The organism is Rheinheimera pleomorphica, from assembly GCF_011634895.1.
GTDB classification, from domain to species: Bacteria; Pseudomonadota; Gammaproteobacteria; order Enterobacterales; family Alteromonadaceae; genus Alishewanella; species Alishewanella pleomorphica.
The window spans coordinates 527,356-553,551 of sequence record NZ_SIRR01000008.1 but is presented as its reverse complement, the minus strand read 5'-3'; the positions used below and the strand labels follow the sequence as shown (position 1 = coordinate 553,551).

The 26,196-nt window shown below is 52.3% G+C and carries 28 protein-coding genes; 20 read left to right on the top strand and 8 right to left on the bottom strand.

The genetic code is table 11. The features are described 5' to 3' along the window. Nucleotides 1–3: 3 nt before the first annotated feature. Complete coding sequence (locus EYB30_RS11755; protein WP_166839096.1) at nucleotides 4–366, top strand: DP-EP family protein; 363 nt, start codon at nucleotides 4–6, stop codon at nucleotides 364–366. Between the two features lie 131 nt (nucleotides 367–497). Further along, on the top strand, nucleotides 498–1,466 hold the full coding sequence (locus tag EYB30_RS11750) for a sensor domain-containing diguanylate cyclase (protein WP_166839095.1): 969 nt from the start codon (nucleotides 498–500) through the stop codon (nucleotides 1,464–1,466). Nucleotides 1,467–1,523: 57 nt separating this feature from the next. Here EYB30_RS11750 and EYB30_RS11745 read toward each other — a convergent pair whose 3' ends face one another. Continuing rightward, a complete protein-coding gene (locus EYB30_RS11745) occupies nucleotides 1,524–1,946 on the bottom strand; it encodes an Hsp20/alpha crystallin family protein (RefSeq protein ID WP_166839094.1) in 423 nt (140 codons plus the stop codon). A gap of 153 nt (nucleotides 1,947–2,099) precedes the next feature. Here EYB30_RS11745 and EYB30_RS11740 point away from each other — a divergent pair, with 153 nt between their 5' ends. Beyond that, nucleotides 2,100–2,582, top strand: coding sequence for a SixA phosphatase family protein (locus tag EYB30_RS11740; RefSeq protein WP_166839093.1), 483 nt, complete (start codon nucleotides 2,100–2,102; stop codon nucleotides 2,580–2,582). Nucleotides 2,583–2,659: 77 nt separating this feature from the next. Next, nucleotides 2,660–3,067 (top strand): gamma-glutamylcyclotransferase family protein, encoded by a 408-nt coding sequence (locus EYB30_RS11735; protein WP_166839092.1) that lies wholly within the window; start codon nucleotides 2,660–2,662, stop codon nucleotides 3,065–3,067. A gap of 58 nt (nucleotides 3,068–3,125) precedes the next feature. On the opposite strand, the gene purH is transcribed toward EYB30_RS11735, so the two are convergent. The 7 genes from purH to EYB30_RS11700 form a co-directional block, all read right to left on the bottom strand. After that, nucleotides 3,126–4,712, bottom strand: coding sequence for a bifunctional phosphoribosylaminoimidazolecarboxamide formyltransferase/IMP cyclohydrolase (purH, locus tag EYB30_RS11730; protein WP_166839091.1), 1,587 nt, complete (start codon nucleotides 4,710–4,712; stop codon nucleotides 3,126–3,128). 376 nt (nucleotides 4,713–5,088) lie between these two features. After that, nucleotides 5,089–5,379: a DNA-binding transcriptional regulator Fis gene (gene fis / locus EYB30_RS11725; protein WP_092789540.1), complete on the bottom strand. Its 291-nt coding sequence runs from the start codon at nucleotides 5,377–5,379 to the stop codon at nucleotides 5,089–5,091. Nucleotides 5,380–5,396: 17 nt separating this feature from the next. Beyond that, nucleotides 5,397–6,368: a tRNA dihydrouridine synthase DusB gene (gene dusB, locus EYB30_RS11720; protein WP_166839090.1), complete on the bottom strand. Its 972-nt coding sequence runs from the start codon at nucleotides 6,366–6,368 to the stop codon at nucleotides 5,397–5,399. 368 nt (nucleotides 6,369–6,736) lie between these two features. After that, entirely contained in the window at nucleotides 6,737–7,633 is an 897-nt protein-coding gene (locus tag EYB30_RS11715) for a phosphoribulokinase (protein ID WP_166839089.1), read from the bottom strand. 150 nt (nucleotides 7,634–7,783) lie between these two features. After that, a complete protein-coding gene (locus EYB30_RS11710) occupies nucleotides 7,784–9,565 on the bottom strand; it encodes an ExeM/NucH family extracellular endonuclease (protein ID WP_166839088.1) in 1,782 nt (593 codons plus the stop codon). Nucleotide 9,566: 1 nt separating this feature from the next. Further along, complete coding sequence (purD, locus tag EYB30_RS11705) at nucleotides 9,567–10,853, bottom strand: phosphoribosylamine--glycine ligase (protein ID WP_166839087.1); 1,287 nt, start codon at nucleotides 10,851–10,853, stop codon at nucleotides 9,567–9,569. 26 nt (nucleotides 10,854–10,879) lie between these two features. Continuing rightward, on the bottom strand, nucleotides 10,880–11,716 hold the full coding sequence (locus EYB30_RS11700; protein WP_166839086.1) for a class I SAM-dependent methyltransferase: 837 nt from the start codon (nucleotides 11,714–11,716) through the stop codon (nucleotides 10,880–10,882). A gap of 170 nt (nucleotides 11,717–11,886) precedes the next feature. Here EYB30_RS11700 and trmJ point away from each other — a divergent pair, with 170 nt between their 5' ends. The 16 genes from trmJ (at nucleotide 11,887) to ispG (ending at nucleotide 26,139) form a co-directional block, all read left to right on the top strand. Beyond that, nucleotides 11,887–12,624, top strand: coding sequence for a tRNA (cytosine(32)/uridine(32)-2'-O)-methyltransferase TrmJ (trmJ, locus tag EYB30_RS11695; protein WP_166839085.1), 738 nt, complete (start codon nucleotides 11,887–11,889; stop codon nucleotides 12,622–12,624). 3 nt (nucleotides 12,625–12,627) lie between these two features. Continuing rightward, entirely contained in the window at nucleotides 12,628–13,437 is an 810-nt protein-coding gene (gene cysE / locus EYB30_RS11690; RefSeq protein WP_166839084.1) for a serine O-acetyltransferase, read from the top strand. A 116-nt stretch (nucleotides 13,438–13,553) separates the two neighbouring features. Continuing rightward, nucleotides 13,554–14,036 (top strand): Fe-S cluster assembly transcriptional regulator IscR, encoded by a 483-nt coding sequence (iscR, locus tag EYB30_RS11685; protein WP_166839083.1) that lies wholly within the window; start codon nucleotides 13,554–13,556, stop codon nucleotides 14,034–14,036. A 17-nt stretch (nucleotides 14,037–14,053) separates the two neighbouring features. Further along, the gene (locus EYB30_RS11680; protein WP_166839082.1) at nucleotides 14,054–15,268 is read left to right on the top strand and encodes an IscS subfamily cysteine desulfurase; all 1,215 of its coding nucleotides are present in this window, start codon (nucleotides 14,054–14,056) and stop codon (nucleotides 15,266–15,268) included. Between the two features lie 30 nt (nucleotides 15,269–15,298). Continuing rightward, complete coding sequence (gene iscU / locus EYB30_RS11675; RefSeq protein ID WP_166839081.1) at nucleotides 15,299–15,682, top strand: Fe-S cluster assembly scaffold IscU; 384 nt, start codon at nucleotides 15,299–15,301, stop codon at nucleotides 15,680–15,682. Nucleotides 15,683–15,686: 4 nt separating this feature from the next. Further along, entirely contained in the window at nucleotides 15,687–16,010 is a 324-nt protein-coding gene (gene iscA, locus EYB30_RS11670; RefSeq protein WP_166839080.1) for an iron-sulfur cluster assembly protein IscA, read from the top strand. Nucleotides 16,011–16,051: 41 nt separating this feature from the next. Continuing rightward, nucleotides 16,052–16,576: a co-chaperone HscB gene (hscB, locus tag EYB30_RS11665; protein WP_166839079.1), complete on the top strand. Its 525-nt coding sequence runs from the start codon at nucleotides 16,052–16,054 to the stop codon at nucleotides 16,574–16,576. An 8-nt stretch (nucleotides 16,577–16,584) separates the two neighbouring features. Further along, nucleotides 16,585–18,441 (top strand): Fe-S protein assembly chaperone HscA, encoded by a 1,857-nt coding sequence (gene hscA / locus EYB30_RS11660; RefSeq protein ID WP_166839078.1) that lies wholly within the window; start codon nucleotides 16,585–16,587, stop codon nucleotides 18,439–18,441. Between the two features lie 3 nt (nucleotides 18,442–18,444). Next, nucleotides 18,445–18,783, top strand: a complete 339-nt coding sequence (gene fdx, locus EYB30_RS11655) for an ISC system 2Fe-2S type ferredoxin (RefSeq protein ID WP_166839077.1) — start codon at nucleotides 18,445–18,447, stop codon at nucleotides 18,781–18,783. A 145-nt stretch (nucleotides 18,784–18,928) separates the two neighbouring features. Beyond that, nucleotides 18,929–20,059 (top strand): porin, encoded by a 1,131-nt coding sequence (locus EYB30_RS11650; RefSeq protein ID WP_166839076.1) that lies wholly within the window; start codon nucleotides 18,929–18,931, stop codon nucleotides 20,057–20,059. 10 nt (nucleotides 20,060–20,069) lie between these two features. Then, the gene (locus EYB30_RS11645) at nucleotides 20,070–20,483 is read left to right on the top strand and encodes a type 2 periplasmic-binding domain-containing protein (protein WP_174978745.1); all 414 of its coding nucleotides are present in this window, start codon (nucleotides 20,070–20,072) and stop codon (nucleotides 20,481–20,483) included. A gap of 158 nt (nucleotides 20,484–20,641) precedes the next feature. Then, complete coding sequence (gene ndk, locus EYB30_RS11640) at nucleotides 20,642–21,073, top strand: nucleoside-diphosphate kinase (protein WP_008218806.1); 432 nt, start codon at nucleotides 20,642–20,644, stop codon at nucleotides 21,071–21,073. Nucleotides 21,074–21,179: 106 nt separating this feature from the next. Next, on the top strand, nucleotides 21,180–22,307 hold the full coding sequence (rlmN, locus tag EYB30_RS11635) for a dual-specificity RNA methyltransferase RlmN (RefSeq protein WP_166839075.1): 1,128 nt from the start codon (nucleotides 21,180–21,182) through the stop codon (nucleotides 22,305–22,307). A gap of 18 nt (nucleotides 22,308–22,325) precedes the next feature. Continuing rightward, nucleotides 22,326–24,194, top strand: a complete 1,869-nt coding sequence (gene pilW, locus EYB30_RS11630) for a type IV pilus biogenesis/stability protein PilW (protein WP_241698016.1) — start codon at nucleotides 22,326–22,328, stop codon at nucleotides 24,192–24,194. Beyond that, nucleotides 24,191–25,036, top strand: coding sequence for a RodZ domain-containing protein (locus EYB30_RS11625; RefSeq protein WP_166839073.1), 846 nt, complete (start codon nucleotides 24,191–24,193; stop codon nucleotides 25,034–25,036). Before pilW ends, EYB30_RS11625 begins: the two co-directional genes overlap by 4 nt. A gap of 2 nt (nucleotides 25,037–25,038) precedes the next feature. Beyond that, the gene (ispG, locus tag EYB30_RS11620; protein WP_166839072.1) at nucleotides 25,039–26,139 is read left to right on the top strand and encodes a flavodoxin-dependent (E)-4-hydroxy-3-methylbut-2-enyl-diphosphate synthase; all 1,101 of its coding nucleotides are present in this window, start codon (nucleotides 25,039–25,041) and stop codon (nucleotides 26,137–26,139) included. The last annotated feature ends 57 nt before the right edge of the window (nucleotides 26,140–26,196 follow it).

Here is a 26,196-nt window from a genome sequence, read left to right as displayed (position 1 = left end):
TTTATGCCAGCTACAGGCCCAGTTTTGCAGGTTCAAGTGAGCCTTAATAACGAAAGCGTCCCGCAATTTAGTTACTGGATAGACGGTAAGCTTAGTGACGGTAGCGTCATAGTGGAACAAAGTGAAGCGATAACTTATCAGCTTGTTAATTCGGAGGGCTTTAGCTTTGTAGGTGCTGGCTTTATTACTCCTTTTGATGGTGTGATAGATGCTGTAACAGTATCTGAAGATGGCCAAGAACTTGTGTTAGAAGATCAGGATTCGGTTGCAGGGGTTACCAAGTTTCAGCTCATTTTACGTAGCAATAGAAATGCGCTATTACTGTTAAGCCCTGATCCTCAAGTTGTGAATCGCAAACCAACTTAAATTAGAAGCCCCGCAAGGGGCTTTTTAGTCTTTATAAATCAATAAATTAAATCAGAAGGTTGTCGAAAGGTTTGCGCGTGTATAAGTAGCTAAAGTTGGCTGCAGTTAAGTTAGCCAAGTGAGATAGCACCATGACCACTGCACAGCGCAACAGCCAGATACCCGCCCATGCGTTAAACGATGACAGCCCGTGGCAGGATGAAACGGCGAATACTACTGGCCTGGATTTAGGCGGTTTTATTCAGTATCTGGCCGAGGCTGTTTTAATTGTCAGCCCGGATGGCGTGATTGAATGCGCTAATGCCAAAGCGGCGCTGCTGTTAAATTGTGTGGGGGCGCCGCTTATTGGCCGCAAGTGGCCGCAGTTTTTAGTTAGCCGCTGCCAGCAGCAGTATGAAGGTCTGGTGAATATGGTGGCGAAACGGATTTTATCGCTGCAGGCCGGCCCAACTGAAATGGCGGTGCGCTGTGCTGATGGTGAAATCAAAGATATTGAGCTTTCCGTGTCGTTTTTGCCTGAGCCCGAGGCGCACCTGGTGCTGGTGATGCGCGATCTAACCCGCTACAAAGCCGAATGTGAGCAGCTGCGACTGCAGGCGTCTACCGATGCGCTAACCGGGTTGGCGAACCGGCGTGGTTTTGATGAGCAGTTGCAGCAGCAATGGCAGCAGTGCACTGATGCCCGCCGCCCGCTCAGCGTGATCATTATTGATATCGATTTTTTTAAACAATTTAACGACCGTTACGGCCATATTCAGGGTGATGCTTGTCTGCGCAAAGTCGCTGGCGCCATAGTGCAGGCGATGCCGGTAGAGGCCAAACTCGCCGCCCGCTACGGTGGTGAAGAGTTTGCGCTGATTCTGCCTAACCACAATGAAATAAGCGCACTAAAAGTGGCGCGAGAAGTACAGCAGGCGATGCGCCAGCTAAGTTTTGTCGATGCCGGCTTACCCTCTACGCTGACTGTGTCGGTAAGCCAGGGCGTGGCGACCGAGATTAACGGCCAGTACCGCACCGCTCTGGCACTGTTATGCGCCGCCGATACGGCGTTATATCGCGCTAAAGCCGATGGCCGAGATTGTATTAATGCCAGTAGTTAGCCGTAGAACCCGTGCCGCCGGTATCACAACGGGCGGCAAGGGAGGGCAGCAAATCAGTTAGCTGATACTGATTTTACGGCTGGGGGCTTCAGTAGTGGCTTTTTTCGGCGCTTTAATACTTAACAGGCCATCTTTAAAGCTGGCGCTGATATCGGCTTCATGCACAGCATCACCCACGGTAAAGCTGCGCATAATTTTGCCATAGCGACGTTCCTGACGAATTAATTTGCCGTCTTTTTCTTCTTTATCTTCCTGTTTTACTTCCGCTTCCAGCGTCAGTACGCCGCGCTCCAGGCTAATATGAATATCGTCTTTTTTCACACCCGGCAGTTCGGCCGTGATTTGGTAGTGATCCTTGTTGTCTTTAATATCGACTTTGGGCGCAAAAAACTCCATGTCGTTGCTTTTCCACGCCGTTGGCGCAAAGAAGTTATCGAACAGGCTGTCAAAGTCAAAACGGTTACGCGGTAACAGGCTCATGATGGTCTCCTTTGGTTAATTGCACTACAGCGAAATAAGCCTAGTGCAGCTGTAGCCGGGCCAATTGAGCTGGATCAAACATTAGTGAGGTGCTTAGCAAGCGCTGTTACCTTGTCATAAAATTGCCTTACAACACTGCTATAACTGCGCGCTATGAATAAATACCTGTATTTTTTGCGTCATGCCACCGCTGAGGTGATCCGGCCTAACCAGCTGGATATCGACCGCTGCCTGATAGAAAAAGGCCGGCTGCAGGCACGCCGCGTTGCTGACTTTATGCAGCGACATAATCTTAATCTGCAGCAAGTACTCACCAGCCCTTATCCGCGGGCGGTACAAACGGCAGCGATAGTATGTAAAACCGCCGGTTTCGCCGCTGCCACTGAGCAGCCCTGGCTGGCGCTGGAAACGCCGGTCGAACAGGCTGTAGCGCAGCTGCAGTTGTTGTGGCCGACACTGGCTGAGCACACCTTGCTGGTTGGTCATGAGCCGGATTTCTCACTGCTGATCAGCCGCTTACTCGGCACTGAGATGCCTGTGATTAATATTCGCAAAGCGTCGCTCAGCTGTATCAGCGTTAGTGAAGATCTGGCACAGGCTGAACTACAGTGGTCAGTACCCGCACGTTTTATGTAGTTCTGGTGTGTTGGTAAAGCGGCTTGCCATTGCTTATTGACACTGGCACAGTGAGCAAAAAGCTAAAGCACATCGCTATGTCCGACTATCTTTTTGTGTACGGTACCTTACGCCAAAATGCCAATCATCCAATGCACCAGCAGCTTGTAACGCACGCGAAGTTTGTCGCTATGGCAAGGTATCAGGCGCGGCTATATCAGTTAAGTTATTACCCCGGTGCTGTGCCATCAAGCAATACTGCCGATCAGGTGGTGGGAGAGCTCTATCAGCTGCTGCAGCCAGAGCTTTTACTACCACAGCTGGACCAGTACGAAGAGTGTGGCGATGGCTTTGCCAAGCCACAAGAGTACCGCCGCGAACTGCAGCAAGTGACTCTTGATAGCGGCGACAGCGTTAGTGCCTGGGTGTATCTGTATAACCGCGACACCTCGGCGTTGACACAGATCCCCTGCGGGGATTTTCTGACTACAATCAATCAGCAATAAAAAAGGCCGTAGTGCGGCCTTTTTAGTATCTAAAGCAAGTGCTTAGTGGTGCTTGCTGTTAATGGCGGAAGTGACGTACGCCGGTAAATACCATTGCCATACCGTGCTCGTCGGCGGCGGCGATGACTTCCGCATCGCGCATTGAGCCACCTGGCTGGATAACGGCGGTAATGCCAGCTGCTGCTGCTGCGTCGATACCGTCGCGAAACGGGAAGAAGGCGTCTGAGGCCATTACTGAGCCTTTTACTTCCAGTTTCTCATCGGCAGCTTTAATGCCAGCGATTTTCGCGCTGTACACCCGGCTCATCTGGCCGGCGCCAACGCCGATGGTCATGCTGTCTTTCACGTAGACAATGGCGTTTGATTTAACAAACTTCGCGACCTTCCAGCAGAACAATAAGTCTTTTAGCTCTTGCTCGGTTGGCTGGCGCTTGGTCACTACTTTTAAATCAGCAGCGGTAACTTTGGCCTGATCGCGGTCTTGCAGCAGCATGCCACCGTTAACCTGTTTAATATCCAGCGCAGCTGCAGCTGGGCTGAATTCGCCACATACCAGTAAGCGTACATTCGGCTTAGTGCCAACTACCGCAACGGCAGCATCGCTCGCTGACGGCGCAATAATCACTTCAACAAACTGGCGGCTGACAATTTCTTTGGCGGTGGTTTCATCCAGCTCGCGGTTAAAGGCGATAATGCCGCCGAACGCTGAAGTCGGGTCGGTTTGATAGGCGCGGTGATACGCGGCCAGAATCGAATCGCCAATAGCTACACCACAAGGGTTAGCGTGTTTAACGATAACACAGGCCGGCTCATCGAATTCTTTTACGCATTCCAGTGCGGCGTCGGTGTCGGCGATATTGTTATAAGACAGCGCCTTACCTTGCAGCTGAGTAGCAGTAGATACGCTGGCCTCGGTCGCGCCATCCTGCACATAGAACGCTGCGCTTTGGTGGCTGTTTTCGCCGTAGCGTAAGTCTTGTTTTTTCACGAACTGGCTGTTAAAGGTGCGCGGAAACTTAGTTGCCGGTTCTGCCGGTGTGTCATACGCGCTCAGCATAGTGCCGAAGTAGTTGGCGATCATGCCATCATACTGGGCGGTGTGTTCAAAGGCGCTAATCGCCAGGCTAAAGCGGGTAGCGTGCGTGGTAGCGCCGCCGTTAGCCTGCATTTCGGCCAGTACCTTATCGTAGTCTTTAGCGTTAACGATAATAGTCACATCTTTATGGTTTTTCGCTGCGGCGCGCACCATGGTCGGGCCGCCGATATCGATATTTTCTACCGCATCTTCCAACGTGCAGCCAGGTTTAGCCACGGTGCTGGCAAACGGGTACAGGTTTACCACGACCAGGTCGATAGGGCCGATGTTGTTGTCGGCCATTACGGCTTCATCAACACCGCGGCGGGCTAAAATGCCACCGTGAATTTTCGGATGCAGGGTTTTTACCCGGCCGTCCATAATTTCCGGGTGACCGGTATAGTCAGAGACTTCAGTTACCTTAATGCCTTGCTCGGCCAGCAGTTTTGCCGTACCACCGGTAGAGAGGATATCTACCTTGGCGGCTTCAAGCGCGCGGGCAAACTCTACGATACCGGTTTTGTCGGACACACTTAGCAGTGCGCGGCGGATGGGTCTTAATGTCGTCATGCTTAGACTCTCATTTAGCTTGCGGAATTAGGTTTAAAGCTGTAACGCCAGTGTAGCGCATGAGCAGATGTCAGCTTGCTCTAAGCGAACCGTTGAAGCCCTGGACGGCTGACAAATTCGTCTGGAACGAATTTGAACAGCTTCGCTGGCCCTGAAGGGGCGAACTTCACGGATGAAGTTCGTACACGAGCCTCCAGGGATGGATTCACGGCGTGTTCGCGTGAGCAAGGTGGCAGCTGCCACTCAATTCGTTGAATATATTGTCGCAACCTGAGTACCGAAGTTAATGCGGAATTTAATGCGTAAAATTCCTCAGGTGCAGCCAATAAAAAAGCACCCGAAGGTGCTTAGCAGCGGGGCGAACCCCGCGGTGGCATTAGCTCATGCCGTACTGTTTCAGCTTCTTGCGCAGCGTACCGCGGTTGATGCCCATCAGGTTAGCAGCGCGGGTTTGGTTACCGCGGGTATACTTCATCACTTCTTCCAGTAACGGACGCTCTAATTCAGATAATACCAGTTCATACAAGTCGTTAACGTCCTGACCGTTTAACTGCTGCAGGTAGTTAGCGACGGCCTTTTGTGCGGCAGTACTTAAAGCCTGTGGCTTTTCCTGCGTTTGGACATGGGCGTTAGTAATAAATGGCGAAGTAACGTTCGAATTAAACATTGCTTTTCTCTTTTACGTTAGGTTGCTGCTAGTTGATGAAAATAGTCATTTAAGGCGTCGAGTTGCTGTTTAGCACACTCAATGCCATTGAATTCACTACGAAACACACCGAGCGCATCGTGCTCGGCTAAATACCAGCCCACATGTTTGCGGGCAATGCGGTAACCGGCGGACTCACCATAAAGCTGGTGTAAACCCTGCACATGTTCCAGCATGATCTGGCGTACCTCGGCAATTGCCGGTGGCGCCAGTTTGTCGCCAGTGGCCAGATAATGCACCACTTCCCGGAAAATCCACGGCCGGCCCTGCGCCGCACGGCCAATCATAATGGCGTCGGCACCGGTGTACTCCAGCACATGGCGCGCTTTTTCCGGTCCGGTAATATCGCCATTGGCAATGACCGGTATCGACACACTTTGTTTAATGGCGCGGATGGTGTCATATTCCGCTTCACCTTTGTACATGCAGGCGCGTGTCCTGCCATGTACTGCCAGCGCCTGTATGCCGTTATCTTGCGCAATACGGGCGATCTGAATACCGTTTCTGTTATCAGGATCCCAGCCGGTGCGAATTTTTAAGGTAACCGGTACCTTTACCGCATCGACGACAGCGCGAACAATTTGCTCCACTAAGTCCGGATACTGCAATAACGCAGAGCCGGCCAGTTTCTTGTTCACTTTTTTCGCCGGGCAACCCATATTGATATCGATAATGTCGGCACCGATAGCAACGTTATACTGGGCAGCTTCAGCCATTTGCTGTGGATCCGAGCCAGCAATTTGTACTGAACGGATGCCGGATTCCTGCCGGTGACCCATACGATTTTGTGATTTTTCGCTCTGCCACACCAGTGGGTTGCTCGACAGCATTTCCGACACAGCTAAAGCTGCACCAAAACGCCGGCAAAGCTCACGAAAAGTGTGATCAGTAACTCCTGCCATCGGAGCACAAATTACCTTGTTCGCTAACTGATATGGACCTATGCGCACCACGTAATCCAAGGCTCTACCCTCAAGGGGCGCTAAGTTTACGGATTTTTGCCGGCAAAGCAAAGGCTATTATTTAAACAAAAGTGTAAATTTACTGGCCTTTGCCGTCTTGACATTCGCTAAACGGCTGAAAATTGGTATTTTGTAAAGTAGAAACAACGGTAGGATGGGCGTTGGCGAAATAGATAATTGTACTGCTGTTGGTTTTATCACCAGTCACTTTGCGGCAGAAACTTGTGGAAACGCTGAAACGGTTTGCCCACACCAACACGCCGTAAATACGTCCATGTAGGCTCGATTCGGCCTTCCTGGCCTGCAACGGTTGGCTTAGGGCAAACCGTTTCGCTTGGCAAAGTCCTTTTGTGCTTTCAGGTACCCAGCCAGTCAACCTGACCGCGGGCCTGGCGCCGCTTTATCATCAGCTCTTCAATCAACGGCGTTAAAATCAGCTCCATCGCCAGGCCCATTTTGCCACCGGGCACCACCAGTGTATTAACCCGCGACATAAAAGAGCCGTTAATCATTTGCAAGTAGTAGGGGAAATCGACATGCTTAATACCGCGAAAGCGGATCACGACAAAGCTTTCATCCAGCGACGGGATATCTTTGGCGCTGAATGGGTTAGAGGTGTCTACCGTCGGTACGCGCTGAAAGTTAATATGGGTGCGCGAAAACTGCGGCGTAATATGGTTAATGTAATCGTCCATACTACGCACTATGCTGGCCTGCACCGCTTCACGACTATGGCCGCGCTCTGAGGTGTCGCGGATAATTTTTTGGATCCACTCTAAGTTGACTATCGGCACCATGCCGATCAGCAAATCGACATGCTGGGCGACATTATGCTCGTCGGTGACGGCACCGCCGTGCAGGCCTTCGTAAAACAGTAAGTCAGTGTTGGCACGTAGGTCCTGCCATGGCGTAAAGGTGCCGGGCAACTGGTTATAGGGCACCGCTTCATCAAAGGTGTGTAAGTAATGGCGGATTTTGCCGCCGCCGGTTTCGCCATAGCTGGCAAAAAAGGTTTCCAGCGCGCCAAAGTCATTCGCTTCGGGGCCAAAGTAGCTGATATGGCGGCCTTCTTCTTTGGCTTTACGAATGGCCACTTCCATCTCTGGCCGGCTAAAACGGTGAAAGCAGTCACCTTCAACAAAGGCGGCGTCTATGCCCAGGGTGCGGAAAATATGCTGAAAGGCAATAGTAGTGGTGCTGGTACCCGCGCCGGAGGAGCCGGTAATGGCAATGATCGGGTTTTTATGTGACATAAGCTCGGCTCGCTAACTTAACTGAACCTCACCTTAAAGCAACAGGGAAAGCCGGCGCAACTGTTTCTTGCGCTTAATTGAAAAAACCCATGAGGGGCGCTGCGGTTAACAACAACAGACAGCAGTAACTGCCTGTTGTTAATAGAAAAGTCAGAACTGAAAGGTGGCGATTAACGGATCGTGATCTGATGAACGGTATGGCGTCGGCGCATAAAACAACTGCTGCTGCGCCGGACTTTTAAACTCGACATTGTAATCCAGCAGCGCTGGCTCGTCGGCATTAATGGCCCAGTGTTGCATATTGCTCAGGTGCTTAGCCAGCGCTGGGCTTGCCAGCGCATGATCCAATGAGCCGGTGCGGCCGCGATAGACATAGGAATATTGCGCATCGCTGGCGGCGCTCAGATACTGCCAGTCATGCTGCTGTAACGTCCGCAGTGGATCTTCCATCCGGTAGGCATTTAAATCACCCAAAATCAGCTGTTTATCGGTATTTACACCGGTAGGCTGGCTGTGCAGCCAGTCGCTTAATGCTTTAGCAGAGGCGGTGCGCAGCACATTCCAACAGGCCTGACCGTCTTGCTTATCGGCATTAACGCTGTTTTCATCTTTCGGGCAACTGCCCTTAGATTTAAAGTGATTAATGCTGACCGTGACCAGCGCACTGCTGGCCAGATGCCGGAAGCTTTGCGCCAGCGGCGGCCGGCTACCCCAGTCAAAGGGCTTGTGCAGCAGCAACGCCGCTTTACCTTCTACACTGACGCTGGATGGCCGGTATAGCAGCGCTACCTTAACTGCATCGCTACCCGGTTGCTCGCGGGTGATAATAAAACGGTAAGGTTTCGCCGCCACTTTATTCAGCGCCGTGGCCAGGCTCGCCAAAGCGCCCTGTTGGCCGTAGCCGTTGTTTTCGACTTCCAGCAGGCCAATAACATCAGCGTCTAACGCGGCCAGTGCCGCTACCGTTTTAGCTTGCTGCCGGGCCAACTCTGCCACGGTGCTGGCACCGCGCCGGGTAGGAAAGGCCGGGTTTTGGCCTTCGCCATTAAAGTAATTCAGCACATTAAAGCTGGCGACGCGCAGGGCGTTAACCGGCTTAGCGGCAGGTTTAGCCGGCCGTGGGTTGGTGTGGTTAAACACCGGCGTGGCTGTTGGCACTAAGCGATAGCCGCGCGCGTCTTGTAGCAACACGCCGGTCAGCCCACTGACGCTGTCGCCAATGCGCAGCGTGTTGCCGGCGCTTATTTTCAGCTTACCCAGCTGTAATGGCTGCGGGTTTTGCTGATACAGGCCGTCGTCCAGTACCAGCATGTGCCGTTGTTGCTGCTGGTGATAATACTCAACCGCCGCTTTACCCGGCGCCATGGTGTCTGTTGGCACCTGCAAGCGGCTATCCGCCAGCGTTATTTCGCCGTAGCGGCCAAGCTGGTAAGTATCATTCACCACTAAAGGTTGCACGATCTGCAGCAGTGCGCCCTCCAGTTGCTCCCAGTGTTGTTCTGGCGCTAATGGCAGGCTGAGCTTAACCGGCTGGATAGCAGCTGTGTTGTCACACAGCTTGATCTGGCTTAGCTGCGTCAGGCTGGTTAATTGGTTAATCTCAGCGACAGTGCCGCTAACTTGCAGCACCTGACCTGGCTGGTAGATAGCCGCTGCTTCACGATCGGCAATAAACACGCTGTGGGCCGCGTTTGCGCTATGCTGGCCATCAGCAGCGATTGCCTGCAGCGTGATGCCTGCGGCGTCGCTACCAGGATATACCACGGCAGTGACAATGCCCTGCGTGGTCAGCTGTTGGTTGACTAGCGGGCTGGCGTCGCCGCTGCCCTGAATTGCACTAATCTCTGTGTAGCCAGGGTCGCAGGCAGCAACAGCAGCATTGCTGCCGGTGACGCTGAGCAGCAATGCCAGCGATAGAACGCTGTACGTCATCTTACTTTTGCTCGCGGGCAATGGCGCGGTAGCCTATATCAGTGCGGCAGAACATGCCGTCCCAGCTGATTTTACCGACTAACTGATAGGCTGCCTGCTGTGCCGCTGTCACATTAGCACCCAGCGCGGTGGCGCATAACACCCGGCCGCCATTGGTTAGCACCTGGCCGTCTTTTAGCTCGGTACCGGCATGGAATACTTTGGCTGTGTTGCTGTCAGCCCCGTCAAGGCCGCTAATGACTTTGCCTTTGGCATAACTGTCCGGGTAGCCACCAGCCGCCAGCACGACGCCGACAGCGGCATCAGCAGTAAAATCGATCTGTTTACCCGCCAGCTTGCCTTGGGTGGCGCTCAGGCACAGCTCAACCAAATCTGATTGCAGCCGCAGCATAATCGGTTGGGTTTCCGGGTCGCCAAAGCGGCAGTTAAATTCCAGTACTTTGGCACTGCCATCTGGCGCTATCATCAAGCCAGCATATAAAAAGCCGGTAAATACCGTGCCCTCTGCGGCCATGCCGTTTACGGTGGGGTAAATTACGTGCTGCATTACCCAGTCGTGCACTGCCGGGGTCACCACTGGCGCTGGTGAGTAGGCACCCATACCGCCGGTGTTCGGGCCTTTATCGCCGTTGTCGCGCGCTTTATGGTCTTGTGATGACGCAAACGGCAATGCTGTGGTGCCGTCAACCATCACGATAAAAGACGCTTCTTCACCGGTTAAAAACTCTTCTACCACGACCCGGCTGCCAGCATCACCAAATTTGTTGCCTGACAACATATCGTCAATGGCGGCATCTGCTTCAGCCTGCGTTTGCGCAATAATCACGCCTTTGCCTGCGGCTAAGCCGTCGGCTTTAATCACCACAGGTGTGCCAAGCGTACGTGCAAAGGCTTTTGCAGGGGCTGTATCCGTGAACGTCTGGTAAGCGGCGGTAGGAATGTTGTGGCGGGCTAAAAAGTCCTTGGCAAAGGCTTTAGAGCTTTCCAGCTGGGCAGCAGCTTGTGTCGGGCCAAAAATGGCCAGCCCCTCAGCACGGAACGCATCTACCACACCTTTCGCCAGTGGCGCTTCCGGGCCTACAATGGTCAGAGCGATATCTTCTGCTTTGGCAAACGCCAGCAGGGCGGCTACATCATCAGCCGCTATGGCGACATTAGTCAGATTGCTTTCGCGCGCGGTGCCGGCGTTACCCGGTGCAACAAAAACCTGAGTCGCCAGAGGTGACTGTGCCGCTTTCCAGGCCAGTGCATGCTCGCGGCCACCGCCGCCTATTACCAGTACTTTCATTTAGCTTTCCGTTAGTTATATCAAAGTTATTTAGTCAAAGGTTTGCGAAATTTCAGCGTCATGCGGTCGCTCTCACCAATCGCCAGATACTTGTCTTTATCCTGTTCTTTTAACCGCAGTACCGGTGGCAGGGTCCAGACACCGCCGGGATGGTCGGCAGTATCTTTCGGGTTAGCATTGATTTCGCTGGCGGCTTCGAACACAAAGCCCGCTTGCTCGGCCAGACTTACCGTTAGTGCCTGCGGGAAATAACCGCTTTTTTGCCAGTCGCCGCTCATTTTATCGGCGGGTAAACGGTGCTCTACCACGCCCAGCACACCACCGGGTTTTAAGGCTTTATAAAAATCTTTAAAAATGGCCAGCATGCCAGCATCACCGCCATTACCGTACCAGTTATGCAGGTTGCGAAAGGTCAGTACCACGTCCGCGCTGCCAGCTGGGGCAATGGCACTGCTGTTACCCGGGGCAAATTCAGTGAGTTGCACGCGGTTATATACCGGATTAGCAGCCAGTTTTTCGACAAAGCCAGCGCGGCTGCGTTTGTAGTAATCTGAGCTGCTATCCGCAGGGAAATGCGCAGCATAATAAGTGCCGTGTGCCGCCAGAAGCGGGGCCAGAATTTCAGTGTACCAGCCACCGCCGGGGGAAATTTCGACCACAGTGCTGCTTGGGGTAACCTCAAAAAATTGCAGTGTTGCAACCGGATTACGGTATTTGTCGCGCGTGGCATTTGCCGGACTGCGGCTGGGGTGGTCGACCGCCAGTTGCAGCGCTTCAGCAGCAGCCTGATTGGTTGAACTGGCGCAGGCCAGTGGACTTAACAGCAGAGCAGACAGCACGGTTGCGAGTGTTATTGTTTTCATCTTCGTGGTTCCCTGTGATAAAAGTGGCGCTAGTGTAGCAAAACAATGGTTAAAAAGCAGGTTGCCGTGGCGCTTTAATCTGCTTTATTCAGATGGCCAGACTGCTATTTTCTCATCAACAATTGCATTCGGCTGTGATAGAATGCCGGCCCTTTTACGCGGGAAGCCTTATGTTAGACCAGATCCGTATTATCCTTGTTGGCACCACGCATACCGGCAATATTGGCTCGGTAGCCCGGGCGATGAAAACCATGGGCTTGTCTCAATTATATCTGGTGGCGCCAAAAGAGCTGCCAGACGGCCAGGCCTATGCGCTGTCGGCCGGTGCCAGTGATATTTTGGCCAATGCCAAAGTGTTTGACACCTTACAACAGGCCATCACGGACTGTCCGCTGGTGGTCGGTAGCAGCGCGCGTTCACGCACATTAAGCTGGCCAATGCTGGAACCACGCGAATGCGCTGTTAAAGCGGTGCAAGAAGCGGTAACGCATCCGGTAGCGCTGGTGTTTGGCCGTGAAAGCAGTGGTTTAACCAATGACGAGCTGCAACTGTGCAATTACCATGTGTGTATCCCGGCCAACCCTGAGTACAGCTCGCTGAATCTGGCGATGGCCGTACAAATTATCACCTATGAGGTGCGCATGGCCTATCTGCAGGCGCAAACGGCAACAGAACAAGCCGATGACGTGGCGTATCCGAGCAACGAGCAGATGCTGAATTTCTATCAGCACCTGGAACAAACACTGAATGACACCGGCTTTATTATTAAGCAGCATCCGGGCGTGGTGATGACCAAGCTAAAACGCTTGTTTACCCGGGCGCGGCCGGAAGAGGCTGAATATAACATCTTGCGTGGCATCTTAACCTCAGTACAGCGCTTTGGCCAAAAGGCAGGCGACAAGGAGTAGGGCATGTTTGCGGGTATTAAAGAAGATATTAAAAGTGTTTTCGATCGCGATCCGGCGGCGCGTAGCAGCTTTGAAGTATTAACCAATTACCCCGGCCTGCATGCGATTTGGTGGCACAGGCTTAGCCACAAGTTATGGTGTGCTAACTGGAAATGGCTGGCACGGTTTTTAAGCACTATCGCCCGCTGGCTTACCGGCGTGGAAATTCACCCCGGTGCTAAAATTGGCCGCCGTTTCTTTATTGACCATGGCATGGGCGTGGTGATTGGCGAAACCGCCGAAATTGGCGACGATGTCACCTTGTATCATGGCGTGACCTTAGGCGGCACCAGCTGGAACCCCGGCAAACGCCATCCAACCCTGGCTAGCGGTGTAGTGATAGGTGCTGGCGCTAAGGTGCTGGGGCCGTTAATGGTAGGCGAAAATGCCCGTATCGGCTCCAATGCTGTAGTCGTAAAAGATGTGCCAGCAGGCGCTACGGTGATTGGTATACCCGGGCGCATTGTGGCCAAAGCTGATGCCCCGGTCAGTGCTGAACGCAAACAACTGGCGCAAAAGTTTGGCTTTGATGCCTATGCTGTGGCAGCCGATAATCCCGACCCGGTGGCCAATGCTATTGGCCGCATGCTGGACCATATTCAATTGCTGGACACTAAAGTGGGCGAGCTGTGTCACAGCGTCAATCAGCTCGGTGGCAATGTCTGTGAAGAAGTACCGACGGTCGATATTGAAGAAGAAGACTTTAAGCTGGCCGAGCAACGGGCCGCGCAGCAGCGTAAACGCGATGTTGACGCCTTTGATCCGAATATCTGATAACACAATGCAGTTGAACCTTAGGTGTTAATACCTGACTAAACTAGTAGGTTATTAATACTTGACTAAAACAGTCAGGAAAGTAAAATAGCGCCAGTGTTTTCAGGGAGCAAACCATGAGATTAACATCGAAAGGCCGCTATGCGGTAACGGCTATGCTGGATGTCGCGTTACACACAGCGAGCGGGCCTGTGCCTTTGGCGGATATTTCTGCACGGCAGGGGATTTCGTTGTCTTATCTTGAACAATTGTTTGCCCGTTTACGTAAACAAGGTTTAGTCAGCAGTGTGCGCGGCCCCGGCGGTGGTTATCAGTTGGGGCGCGAGGCGACAGCTATTTCGGTTTCTGATGTGATCAGTGCCGTAGATGAGTCGGTTGATGCTACCCGCTGTCAGGGTAAGTCAGACTGTCACGGTGGCAGCCGTTGCTTAACGCACACCCTATGGAGCGATTTAAGCCACCGCATTGAAGATTTCCTAACCAGCATTACGCTGGGCGAGCTGGTTACCCAGCATGATGTAAAGAACGTGGCAAAGCGGCAAAACAGCCGCATGGTAAAGAACCCGGCAACTGATATCGACGTTAGCTGCCAGCTGTAGGCAACACGGAGCAAATAATGAAGCTACCTATATATCTGGATTACGCTGCAACTACCCCGGTCGACCCGCGGGTAGCAGAAAAAATGATGCAGTATTTAACGATGGACGGCGAGTTTGGTAACCCGGCGTCGCGTTCGCATCGTTTTGGCTGGCAGGCTGAAGAAGCGGTAGAAATTGCCCGCAGCCAGATTGCCGAGCTGGTGAATGCCGACCCGCGTGAAATCGTGTTTACCTCTGGTGCCACCGAATCCAATAACCTGGCCATTAAAGGCGCCGCCGATTTTTACCATAAAAAAGGCAAACACCTGATCACGGTAAAAACTGAGCACAAGGCCACGCTGGATACAATGCGTCAGTTAGAGCGCGAAGGCTACGAGGTAACCTATTTAGAGCCGCAAACCGACGGTTTGGTGACGATTGCGATGCTTGAAGCGGCTATCCGGCCGGACACCTCTGTTATCAGCGTGATGTTCGTTAATAACGAGATTGGCGTGGTGCAGGATATCGCGGCGATTGGTGAACTGTGCCGCAGCAAAGGCATTATTTTCCATGTTGACGCCGCTCAGGCTGCAGGCAAGGTTGATATTGACCTGCAAGCGCTTAAAGTGGATTTAATGTCATTCTCTGCGCATAAAGCCTATGGTCCTAAAGGTATCGGTGCCTTATTTGTGCGGCGTAAACCACGCATCCGCTTAGAAGCACAAATGCACGGTGGCGGCCATGAGCGCGGCATGCGCTCAGGCACTTTGCCGACGCACCAAATTGTTGGTATGGGTGAAGCCTTCCGGTTGGCTAAGCTGGAGATGCACGACGAGATTAAGCGTATAACGGCCTTGCGTGACCGCCTGCTGGAAGGGGTTAAAGACATTGAACAGGTGTTTTTAAACGGTAACCGTGAGCACAGGGTGCCGCATATCACTAACATCAGCTTTAATTATGTTGAAGGTGAGTCACTGATTATGGCGCTAAAAGACATTGCGGTGTCCTCTGGCTCGGCGTGTACTTCTGCCAGCTTAGAGCCATCTTATGTACTGCGCGCGCTGGGCATGAGCGACGAGTTGGCGCACAGCTCTATCCGCTTTAGTATTGGCCGCTTTACCACCGAACAGCAGATTGACCACACGATAAAAATTGTACATCAGGCGATTGAGAAACTGCGCGCTATGTCACCGTTGTGGGATATGTACAAAGACGGTATCGATTTAAACACTGTGGCCTGGGTAGCGCACTAAGCGCACCGGCTGCACACAGAGGTAACTATCATGGCTTACAGCAATAAAGTAATCGACCACTACGAAAACCCACGTAATGTGGGCTCGTTTGACAAAGACGACGCCAGCGTAGCCACCGGCATGGTGGGAGCACCGGCTTGTGGTGACGTAATGAAGCTGCAGATTAAAGTCAGTGCCGATGGCATTATCGAAGATGCCAAGTTTAAAACCTATGGCTGCGGCAGTGCTATTGCTTCCAGCTCACTGGTCACTGAGTGGGTAAAAGGCAAAAGCCTGGATGAAGCCCAGCAAATTAAGAACACTGACATCGCGCAGGAGCTGGCGCTACCTCCGGTAAAAATCCACTGCTCTATTCTGGCGGAAGACGCCATTAAAGCGGCTATTGCGGATTATAAGCAAAAGCACGGGGGCTGATAGCATGGCGATTTCGATGACCACCGCCGCCGCTGAGCGGGTACGCAACTTTTTGCATAACCGTGGCAAAGGCATTGGCCTGCGGGTAGGCGTAAAAACGACAGGTTGTTCGGGCCTGGCGTATGTACTGGAGTTTGTCGATACGCTAAATGAAGACGACCAGGTGTTTGAGCACGATGATTTAAAATTAATTGTTGATGGCAAAAGCCTGGTTTATATCGATGGCACCGAACTGGATTTTGTTAAAGAAGGCCTGAACGAAGGTTTTCAGTTTAACAACCCCAACGTCAATGGCGAATGCGGTTGTGGCGAAAGCTTTACGGTTTAAGCTTGTCAGTTAACGACTTAATGTAAACGTTTAAGGGCCGGATGAATTACTTTCAGCTGTTTAATCTGCCGGCGAAGTTCGACCTCGACTTAACTGAGCTCGGCTCGCGCTATCTTAAGCTGCAAAAGCAGTTTCATCCGGACCAGCATAGCAGCGGCTCTGAGCGTGATAAATTGTTAGCGGTGCAACACACCGCCAACATTAACGATGCCTATCATAGTTTAAAGCAACCCCTGTTGCGGGCTGAGCATTTATTGGCACTACGGGGGTTAAAAATCAGCCATGAGCAGCGCAGTTTTACCGATCCGCTGTTTTTAATGCAGCAGATGGAGCTGCGCGAGCAACTGGCTGAGATTGACCAAAGTGATGATCCGGACAGCGTGATCGACAGCATTGACGAGCAGTTACAACAACAAAAAAAAGTGCTGCAGCACCAGTTGGCCGATGCGCTGGACGCCGAAACCGCCGAGCAAGACCAGTTGGCGGCCGATCTTATTCGTAAACTAAAATTTTTCTATAAACTGCAGCAAGAGCTGGAGCTGATAGAACAGCAACTACAAGACTAAACAACACTATGGCGTTATTACAGATCGCAGAGCCGGGACAAAGCGCTGCGCCGCATCAGCACAAGCTGGCGGCCGGTATTGACCTGGGTACGACAAACTCTTTGGTTGCCACTGTGCGTAGCGGTGAAGCCAAAACCCTGGTGAACCAACAGGGCCGTGATATGCTGCCCTCCGTCGTGCGCTATACCCAGGACGGTGTAGTGGTGGGGGATGCTGCCATGGCGGCAGCCATAGACGATGCGCAAAATACCATAGTGTCGGTTAAACGGCTGATGGGTAAAGGCTACAGCGAAACCGCGGCGTTAACGCATCAGGTGCCATACCGCTTAGTTGACCAGCAGGGGTTAGTCGCTATTGATACCGTGCAGGGCGTAAAAAATCCGGTTGAAGTGTCGGCTGAAATTCTGGCCACTCTGGCCAACACCGCCAGCGAAACCTTAGGCGGTGAGCTAAACGGCGTGGTGATTACGGTGCCGGCTTATTTTGATGATGCCCAGCGCCAGGCCACTAAAGATGCAGCCAGATTAGCCGGTTTAAATGTGTTACGGCTGTTAAACGAGCCGACAGCCGCGGCGTTGGCCTATGGTCTGGACTCGGGCCAGGAAGGTGTGATTGCCGTCTACGATTTAGGCGGCGGTACCTTTGATATTTCTATTTTACGATTGCGCCGTGGCGTATTCGAAGTATTGGCCACCGGCGGCGACTCAGCGCTGGGCGGCGATGATTTTGACCATGCTATTGTTGATTATCTAAAGCAGCAAAGCGGCGAAGCAACATTATCGCATCAGCAAACACGGCAGTATTTAATCACTGCGCGGCAAATTAAAGAGCAACTGACCGACAGCGACAGTGTCAGCTTCAGTTTGCCGCTGGCAACGGGAGTGTTTAACGGCAACCTGAACCGGACCGGCTTTGAACAACTTATTGCGCCCTTAGTTAAAAAAACCATCCGTGCCTGTCGTCAGGTGCTGCGTGACGCCGGTTTAAACCGCGATGACATCGTTAAAGTGGTGATGGTTGGCGGTTCTACCCGGGTACCGCTGGTGCGTCATCAGGTAGCAGAATTTTTTGCTTCAGAGCCGTTAACCTCGATTGATCCCGACAAGGTCGTCGCTATTGGCGCCGCTATTCAGGCCAATGTGCTGGTAGGCAATAAAGCCGATGGCGATACCCTGTTACTGGATGTGATTCCGCTATCGCTTGGCCTTGAAACCATGGGCGGCCTGAGTGAAAAGATCATTCCGCGTAACACCGTGATCCCGGTGGCGCGCGCGCAGGAGTTTACCACCTTTAAAGATGGCCAGACCGCGATGGCATTGCATGTGGTGCAGGGCGAGCGCGAACTGGTTGACGATTGCCGTTCACTGGCACGGTTCGAGCTGCGTGGCATACCACCAATGCCAGCCGGTGGTGCGCATATCCGCGTTACCTTTCAGGTTGATGCCGACGGCCTGTTAAGCGTGACGGCCCAGGAAAAATCCAGCGGCGTACAAGCCAATATTCAGGTGAAACCGTCTTATGGCTTAAGCGATGAGCAGGTTGCCACTATGCTAAAAGGCTCTATGCAATATGCACGGCAGGATATGCAGCTGCGCTTGCTGCGCGAGCAGCAGGTAGAAGCTGAGCGGGTGCTGGAAGCAGTAACGCAGGCGCTGCGTGCCGACGCTGCTTTGCTAAGTGCCAGCGAGCTGTCCGCCATTGAGCAGGCACTGACCGAACTGAGCCAGGTAAAGCAGGGCGAGGATACCGCCGCCATTAAAGCGGCGATTGAACATACTAACCATTTAACTGATGACTTTGCCGCCCGGCGCATGGATCAATCTATCCGCACGGCGTTAACTGGCCACAACGTGGACGAGGTATAACAGATGCCACAAATTGTATTTTTACCCCATGCTGAACTGTGCCCGCAAGGTGCAGCGCTGGAAGCGAAAACCGGTGAAACGGTTTTAGACGTGGCGCTGCGCAATGGCATCGCTATCGAGCATGCCTGTGAGAAGTCCTGCGCCTGCACCACCTGCCACGTTATAGTGCGCGAAGGCTTTTATTCGTTGAATGAAAGTGACGAGCTCGAAGACGATATGCTGGACAAAGCCTGGGGTTTAGAGCCGGAATCTCGGCTGGGCTGTCAGGCCCGTATTGCCGATGAAGATCTGGTGGTCGAAATTCCAAAATACACCGTAAACATGGTCAGTGAAGGCCATTGATCTGGCTGAGGCGATAAAAAAACGGCCGTTAAGGCCGTTTTTTTATGCAATTAGCTGATCTAACGTAATAAAAACCTCATGTCGTCTGGAGAATCAATCAGATTCAGCTAGGATCTGTATGATATTGATAACCTATGGAGCAACTATGATTAAAAAATCTTTGTTGGCATTGACGTTAGCCGGGCTGTTTACCGCCCCGGTTTACGCGGATGTCACTATTAATGGTTTTGCCTCGATTAAAGCTGGTATGACATTGGGCAGCGATGAACAACTCTATGGTTATAGCGACGAGCTGGATTTTAAAAATGAGAGTTTGTTTGCTGTTCAGGTGATGTCAGACCTGGGCGAAAAGCTGTCAGTTACCGCTCAGTTAATGGGACGCGGTCGGGAAGACTTTGATGCTGAATTTGAGTGGGCATTTGTCAGCTATCAGTTAACGGACGATATGCAAATTAACGCCGGCCGTTTAAGAACCCCCTTTTACAGATACTCCGACTTTAAAGATGTAGGTTATGCCTATGATTGGGCCAGGGTACCGGAGGCGGTATATAACCTGGACTTTGATAACATTGAAGGGGTATCACTGTACCGCACTGCTACGCTGGGCGATTTTGACTCCACGCTGCAACTTATTGCCGGCGCTTTTGATGGTGATGCCGTGGTGACCGGTTTAACGGTACAGGCAAAAATTGACAGTATTCTCGGTGCTACCTGGGAATTAAGCCGGGATTGGTTTAGTGTGAGGTTGGCCTATCTGGCAGGTAAAACCACGTTATCTAACCCTGATGTGGACGGTCTGACGGCTATTCTTAACGCCAGTGGTTTGGCCGGGGTTGCCAGTGCAATAGATGTCGATGAAGAAAGCAGCTCTTTTATGGGCGTAGCTTTTACGGTTGATAAAAATGACTGGGTTGCCGTGGCTGAAGTTACCCGTACCGAAGTCGACGATTCGCTTATTGCCAAACAGAATGGTTACTATATCTCGTTAGGCCACCGTTTTGGCAGCATGACGCCCTATATTTCTTACGAGAAGCGCGACAATGACGCCAAACGCGACATCATTGCCATGCTGCCGCAAGGTGTGCCGGCCGCATTGGCGCAGGGGGTAACTGAAGCCGTTGAGCGCTTTGAGGTGAAACGCGATGCCTGGAACTTAGGGTTGCGTTACGACTTTCATCCTTCAGCTGCATTTAAGGCTCAGTTTACCCGTTTAAACAATGACATCACAAATGATGACGCCAGTTTGTTGACTGTTGGCGTGGACTTGGTGTTCTGAGGAGGTCCAAATGCAGATAATCAAAATCGTCTTGCTGGCAGCAATGTGCTGTGTTGGCGCTGCGCAAGCAGAAATAGCGGTAGTGGTAAACCCGGCCAACAACAATGCTGTTACAGCAGATGAACTAAGCCGGTTATTTTTAGGCCGCACGTCAAACTTTGCCGATGGCAGTAAAGCCACGCCGTTAAATCTGGCTGAGGGCCAGGCTGCGCGTGATGAGTTTGACAGCAAGGTGCTAAACCGCTCTGCGGCGCAGTTGAAAGCCTACTGGTCAAAGCTGGTATTTACCGGTAAAGGTACGCCGCCGAAAGAACTGGCCGATGATGCCGCGGTAAAAGCAGCGGTAGCCGCTGATAGTACCGCCATTGGCTACATTAGCAGCGGTAATGTCGACGACAGTGTTAAGGTGGTGGCCACCTTCTAACCGCCGATAGCGTAATAGCCTGCTTGTCATAAAAAGCCGCAACACTGAGTTGCGGCTTTTTTGTCAGCAAAAATAGGTTTTTTTTTACAACTAGCGTATAATTTGCCGCCTTAAATTTTAATCATTAATTTAACTTACCTTTTAATCAGGAGCCTGTTATGGCGTTAGAACGCACTTTTTCAATTATCAAGCCGGATGCTGTTGCCAAGAACGTGATCGGCGCTATCTACAACCGTTTCGAATCTGCCGGTTTACGTATCGTTGCCGCCAAAATGCTACACTTAAGCCGCGAGCAGGCGGAAGGTTTCTACGCAGAACACAAAGAGCGTCCTTTCTTTGGCGCCCTGGTGTCTTTCATGACGTCTGGCCCGGTAATGGTGCAAGTGTTAGAAGGCGAAGATGCGGTGCGTAAAAACCGTGAAATCATGGGTGCGACTAACCCGAAAGATGCGTTAGCCGGAACTTTACGTGCTGATTACGCTGCCAGCATCGACGAGAACGCGGTTCACGGTTCTGACGCTGCCGCGTCTGCTGCACGTGAAATTGCGTACTTCTTCACTGAAGCTGAGCTGTGTGCCCGTACCCGTTAAGCGTTCATCGCCTACGGTAACGGACTAAGGGGGCAGCAGCCCCCTTAGTGCATGTTGGTACAGTGTTTTATGGCTATTGTTTATTGTGGTAAGGAGTGCTCTGCAAATGACTGAGCAGCAAGACAAAATTAATTTACTTGATCTCACCCGGGCGCAAATGCAGGCGTTTTTTGTCGAGCTTGGCGAAAAACCGTTTCGTGCCGATCAGGTAATGAAATGGATTTACCACTTCTGTGTCGATGATTTCGATAAGATGAGCAATATCAATAAAGTATTGCGGGAAAAGTTAAAAGCACGCTGCGTCATTGAAGCGCCGGTGGTGGTTACCCGGCAAGACAGCAGTGACGGTACCATTAAGTTTGTCATGGGCTTACGTGGTGGCCAGGAAGTGGAAACGGTATGGATCCCGGAAAAAGACCGCCGCACGCTGTGTGTGTCGTCGCAAGTGGGCTGTGCGCTGGATTGCTCGTTCTGCTCTACCGCTCAGCAGGGTTTTAACCGTAACCTCAGCGTGGCAGAAATTATTGGTCAGGTCTGGCGGGTGGCGCAAATTATCGGTAGCTATGGCGACACCGGCGATAAACCGGTGACGAATGTGGTGATGATGGGGATGGGTGAGCCATTGCTAAACCTGAACAACGTCGTGCCGGCGATGGAGCTGATGCTGGAAGATTTCGGCTTTGGTTTATCTAAACGCCGCGTCACCTTAAGTACCTCTGGCGTCGTGCCGGCGCTGGATTTACTGCGCGATAAAATCGATGTCGCACTGGCCATTTCGCTGCATGCGCCGAACAACGAGCTGCGTAACGAGCTGGTACCGGTAAACCGTAAATACCCGATGGAAGAATTTTTAGCTGCCTCAAGACGTTATGTAGCGAACTCTAAGGCCAATGATAAGGTCACAGTAGAGTACGTGATGCTGGACGGGGTGAACGACAGTATGGAACAGGCACATGAACTGGCGCAGGCGTTAAAAGACACGCCGTCAAAAATTAACCTGATCCCGTTTAACCCTTACCCGGGGTCACCGTACAAGCGTTCCAGCAACTCGCGCATTGACAGATTTAACAAAGTCTTACAAGAATATGGCTTTACTGTTATTGTACGCAAGACACGCGGAGATGACATCGACGCTGCCTGTGGTCAGCTGGTGGGTGATGTGATTGACAGAACAAAACGGTTAATCAAAAAGCAGCAAAAAGGTCAGCCCATCGCCGTAAAATTGTTGCAATAAATCAAGGATGTAGGTGTGGTGAAGCAAAAAGTCCTGTTTGGTATTTCACTCTGTAGTTTACTGGTACTGACCGGCTGTGTGTCTGAACAGACCTATGTTGGTAGTGATAAACCGGTGTCAGACCGTACTTTTGACAATATAGAAGCCGCCCGCACCCGTATCTCGCTAGGGTTAAACTATCTGCGCCGCGGTGATACCTCGCAAGCCAAGTACAACCTTGAGCGGGCCCGCAGTTTTGCGCCTAATTCAGCCGAAGTGCACAGCGCTCTGGCGTACTATTACCAAAGCGTCGGTGAAAACAAGCAGGCTGAAGAGTATTTCCGCCTGGCCATTCAAAAAGACGCTAACTACGCCGATGCTTATAACAATTATGGCGCTTTCTTGTGCCAGCTTGAGCGTTACGACGAGGCAGAGCAGTTGCTGCTAAAAGCGATTAGCCGCCCCGGTTATATCCGCGTTGCCGAAAGCTATGAAAACCTGGCGCTGTGCCAGCTACAGCAGAATAACTTTAACAAAGCCAAAGGGTATCTGGACAGTTCCACTAGCCATAACACCACCCGTATTACCTCGCTAACGATGTCGGCCGGCTTATCCTATGCTATGGGCGATAACCGTGGTGCCAAGGCATTGTTAGACCGTATTCAGCGCCTGGGCCGGGTGTCGGCACGTACTGTGCTGTTAAGTTATCTGATTGCTGAGAAAAACGGCGACCAGGAGACGCTGCGTAACGCCGAACAATTACTGCTGACCTTATACACCGATACGCCGGAAACCCGCTTGTTGCTGCAAAAAAGGTTGCAGGACAGCGAGTTTGAGCAGCTGCGTGAGCGTTATAAAGACAGCCTGATGGCTAATATAGTATTGCCGGATGAAGACGCCGAAAAACCTGAGTTACCGGCAAGCCCGCTGCCTAACCCTAAGCTAAAAGTCGTTAAACGCAAAACAGCGTCTGACAATACTGCGCCAGAGCAAAGCATGGCTAATACAGCGCCGGATAGCAGTGTGGCAGAATTGCACAACGCGACCAGTGCCATTGCCGGCAGTTTAGCGGCTCAGACCACGGCGGTAATCAGCCCGGCTACTGCGGTAGCGGCCTTACCCACCGAGACTGAACTGCAGCAGGCAGCGGCGCAAATGGCAGCAACGACTGAGCCAGAGCCGATTGCTGATCAGCCTGTAAAAGCCGTTGCTGCTGACGATGCTGCAACGCTAGTCGCAACGCAGGCACCAGCCACTCAATCCGAGGTTACGCAGAGCGACACTGCAGCGACAGAAGCAGAGACTGTACCGACAGAGGCTGAACTGACAGAGACTGCATTGGCAGAGATGGCGCAGAGCGAAACGACGCCAACAGAAATGGCTGCGGTAGAAGCACTGACCGTAGAAGTCACCCAAAGCAATACCGCACACGCAGACGCTGCGCAAACAGAAACCGCAGAAACAGAAGCCACTGCGACAGAAATAGCATCGCAGGAACAGGTACAAACTGCGCCGGCAGCCGACACCGCCTTTCATATAGTGCAGGCAGCTGAGTCGTTATACGCGATATCGGTAAAGCATAATATCCGCCTGCAGCGGCTGATGCAGTGGAACCAGCTTAGCCCGGACTCCGTGATTAAAACCGGCCAGAAAATCTGGTTGGGGCCGGTTAGTGAGGAAGAACTAAATCGCGGCGAAGTGCAACAGCCCGCGCTGGCACAGCGTGAACAAGCCGCTGCGGTGCAGCCATATCACGTGGTGGCAGCCGGTGAAACCATGTTCGGTATTTCTTATCGCTATAATGTGCGCCTGAGTAGCTTTATGGCATGGAACAACCTGACCGAGCAAAGCACCCTGCAGGTAGGGCAGCAAGTGTATGTGGTCGACCCGGCCAGCGTGGCGCAATGACAACCGACAGTGCAGCTCAGCCCAGTGCCGGTGCCCTGCTGCGCCAGGCGCGTGAACAGCGAAAATTAACGGTGCAGCAGGTCGCGCTGCAGCTGAACCTGCGGCCGGAACTGATCACTAAGCTGGAGCAGGACCAGTTTGACGGCACGCTGGAAACCTTTGCCCGTGGCTATGTACGGGCTTATGGCCGGTTATTGAAATTACCAGAAACTCAGCTGATGGCCGCGTTCAGCCGTGATACCGGTTGCCAGCAAAGCACGGCCAAGCCGATGCGGACCTTTTCTAACCGCACGGCAAAGCAAGCGACAGAAAACCGTTTTATGTGGCTGACCTATGCCATTATGGCGTTACTGCTGCTGTTGTTATTTGTCTGGTGGTGGCAAACGGCCAGACTGAGTACGGCGGATAACAGCACGGATTCAGCCGTGGCCAGCGAAGACGTTGTCGTTGTCAATGCTGTGCCCTCTGCTGAGCCAGAGCTAACCGATACAGCAGAGCGGGCCGCTACGCCGGAGCAATTGCATCAGTTGCTGGAGCAATTAACGCCCCCTGACGCTGAGCCCGTTGAGCAGGCCGGCGTAATGGCGCCGGACGACGTGGCACAGCTGGAAATGCGCTTTAGCGCCAATTGCTGGGTCGATGTGGTAGACGCCGACGGCAACCGGGTAGCTTATGGCACTAAGCAAGCCGGTTACATTATGCAGCTCACTGGCAAAGCGCCTTTTGTGGTAACCCTGGGCAACCCCAGTGTAGTAACAATAAACTTTAATCAGCAGGCCGTTGATATGTCAGCGCTACCGGCTGGTCGTGTGGCAAAATTCACTATTCCTGAGTCAGAATAAGCATGTTTGCAGAAAATCCAATTAAACGTCGCCAAAGTACACAGATCCGCGTTGGTAATGTACTGATTGGCGGTGACGCACCGATAGCCGTGCAGTCGATGACCAATACCCGCACCACGGATGTAGCGGCAACGGTGGCACAAATTCAGGCCATTGCCAAAGCTGGCGCCGATTTAGTGCGGGTGTCTGTGCCGACGATGGAAGCGGCAGAAGCCTTTAAACTGATTAAACAGCAATCGCCAGTGCCCCTGGTTGCTGATATTCATTTTGATTATCGCATCGCGTTAAAAGTGGCCGAGTATGGCGTCGATTGCCTGCGGATAAACCCGGGCAATATCGGCCGTGAAGACCGTATTCGCGCTGTGGTAGACTGTGCGCGCGATCACAATATTCCTATTCGCATAGGTGTCAATGGTGGCTCGCTGGAAGCCGACATTCAGGAAAAATACCATGAGCCCACGCCAGAAGCCCTGGTGGAGTCGGCGATGCGGCATGTCGACATTTTGGATAGGCTGAACTTTGACCAGTTTAAAGTTAGCGTTAAAGCCTCAGATGTGTTTTTAGCCGTTGGGGCTTACCGTTTGCTGGCAACGCAAATTAAACAACCTTTGCATTTAGGCATTACCGAAGCCGGTGGCGCCCGTGCCGGTGCGGTTAAGTCGGCAATTGGCCTGGGCATGTTGCTGGCCGAGGGCATTGGTGACACCTTGCGGATATCGCTGGCCGCCGATCCGGTAGAAGAAGTCAAGGTGGCCTTTGATATTTTAAAATCGCTGCGCATTCGCTCGCGCGGCATTAATTTTATTGCCTGTCCCAGCTGTTCGCGGCAAGAGTTTGATGTGATTAAAACCATGAACCAGTTAGAGCAACAACTGGAAGATGTCACCGAGCCTCTTACCGTATCGGTGATTGGCTGTGTGGTAAACGGGCCGGGTGAGGCGCTGGTGTCTGATTTAGGCGTGGCCGGTGCCAGTAAAAAAAGCGGTTTTTATATCAACGGCCAGCGGCAGAAATTGCGGTTAGACAACGAACAGGTCGCCGAGCAGCTGGAACAACAGGTGCGCGCTTATCTGGCCCAAAAAATCGCGGTAAAACAACTCTAGCCCCGGTAGGTTAACAGGCTTGGTGTTTGCGCCTGTTACGCCTATAATCGCCGGTGT

Excerpts from the sequence above, each read along its gene's own strand:
- trmJ (WP_166839085.1), top strand. The coding sequence starts at position 11,887 with ATGTTAGACCAGATCCGTATTATCCTTGTTGGCACCACGCATACCGGC.
- EYB30_RS11750 (WP_166839095.1), top strand. The coding sequence starts at position 498 with ATGACCACTGCACAGCGCAACAGCCAGATACCCGCCCATGCGTTAAAC.
- ispG (WP_166839072.1), top strand. The coding sequence starts at position 25,039 with ATGTTTGCAGAAAATCCAATTAAACGTCGCCAAAGTACACAGATCCGC.
- cysE (WP_166839084.1), top strand. The coding sequence starts at position 12,628 with ATGTTTGCGGGTATTAAAGAAGATATTAAAAGTGTTTTCGATCGCGAT.
- purD (WP_166839087.1), bottom strand. The coding sequence starts at position 10,853 with ATGAAAGTACTGGTAATAGGCGGCGGTGGCCGCGAGCATGCACTGGCC.
- iscU (WP_166839081.1), top strand. The coding sequence starts at position 15,299 with ATGGCTTACAGCAATAAAGTAATCGACCACTACGAAAACCCACGTAAT.
- EYB30_RS11680 (WP_166839082.1), top strand. The coding sequence starts at position 14,054 with ATGAAGCTACCTATATATCTGGATTACGCTGCAACTACCCCGGTCGAC.
- EYB30_RS11710 (WP_166839088.1), bottom strand. The coding sequence starts at position 9,565 with ATGACGTACAGCGTTCTATCGCTGGCATTGCTGCTCAGCGTCACCGGC.
- iscA (WP_166839080.1), top strand. The coding sequence starts at position 15,687 with ATGGCGATTTCGATGACCACCGCCGCCGCTGAGCGGGTACGCAACTTT.
- EYB30_RS11650 (WP_166839076.1), top strand. The coding sequence starts at position 18,929 with ATGATTAAAAAATCTTTGTTGGCATTGACGTTAGCCGGGCTGTTTACC.
- EYB30_RS11740 (WP_166839093.1), top strand. The coding sequence starts at position 2,100 with ATGAATAAATACCTGTATTTTTTGCGTCATGCCACCGCTGAGGTGATC.
- EYB30_RS11645 (WP_174978745.1), top strand. The coding sequence starts at position 20,070 with ATGCAGATAATCAAAATCGTCTTGCTGGCAGCAATGTGCTGTGTTGGC.
- EYB30_RS11700 (WP_166839086.1), bottom strand. The coding sequence starts at position 11,716 with ATGAAAACAATAACACTCGCAACCGTGCTGTCTGCTCTGCTGTTAAGT.
- EYB30_RS11715 (WP_166839089.1), bottom strand. The coding sequence starts at position 7,633 with ATGTCACATAAAAACCCGATCATTGCCATTACCGGCTCCTCCGGCGCG.
- fdx (WP_166839077.1), top strand. The coding sequence starts at position 18,445 with ATGCCACAAATTGTATTTTTACCCCATGCTGAACTGTGCCCGCAAGGT.
- EYB30_RS11735 (WP_166839092.1), top strand. The coding sequence starts at position 2,660 with ATGTCCGACTATCTTTTTGTGTACGGTACCTTACGCCAAAATGCCAAT.
- ndk (WP_008218806.1), top strand. The coding sequence starts at position 20,642 with ATGGCGTTAGAACGCACTTTTTCAATTATCAAGCCGGATGCTGTTGCC.
- purH (WP_166839091.1), bottom strand. The coding sequence starts at position 4,712 with ATGACGACATTAAGACCCATCCGCCGCGCACTGCTAAGTGTGTCCGAC.
- EYB30_RS11745 (WP_166839094.1), bottom strand. The coding sequence starts at position 1,946 with ATGAGCCTGTTACCGCGTAACCGTTTTGACTTTGACAGCCTGTTCGAT.
- EYB30_RS11625 (WP_166839073.1), top strand. The coding sequence starts at position 24,191 with ATGACAACCGACAGTGCAGCTCAGCCCAGTGCCGGTGCCCTGCTGCGC.
- hscA (WP_166839078.1), top strand. The coding sequence starts at position 16,585 with ATGGCGTTATTACAGATCGCAGAGCCGGGACAAAGCGCTGCGCCGCAT.
- EYB30_RS11755 (WP_166839096.1), top strand. The coding sequence starts at position 4 with ATGCCAGCTACAGGCCCAGTTTTGCAGGTTCAAGTGAGCCTTAATAAC.
- fis (WP_092789540.1), bottom strand. The coding sequence starts at position 5,379 with ATGTTTAATTCGAACGTTACTTCGCCATTTATTACTAACGCCCATGTC.
- rlmN (WP_166839075.1), top strand. The coding sequence starts at position 21,180 with ATGACTGAGCAGCAAGACAAAATTAATTTACTTGATCTCACCCGGGCG.
- hscB (WP_166839079.1), top strand. The coding sequence starts at position 16,052 with ATGAATTACTTTCAGCTGTTTAATCTGCCGGCGAAGTTCGACCTCGAC.
- iscR (WP_166839083.1), top strand. The coding sequence starts at position 13,554 with ATGAGATTAACATCGAAAGGCCGCTATGCGGTAACGGCTATGCTGGAT.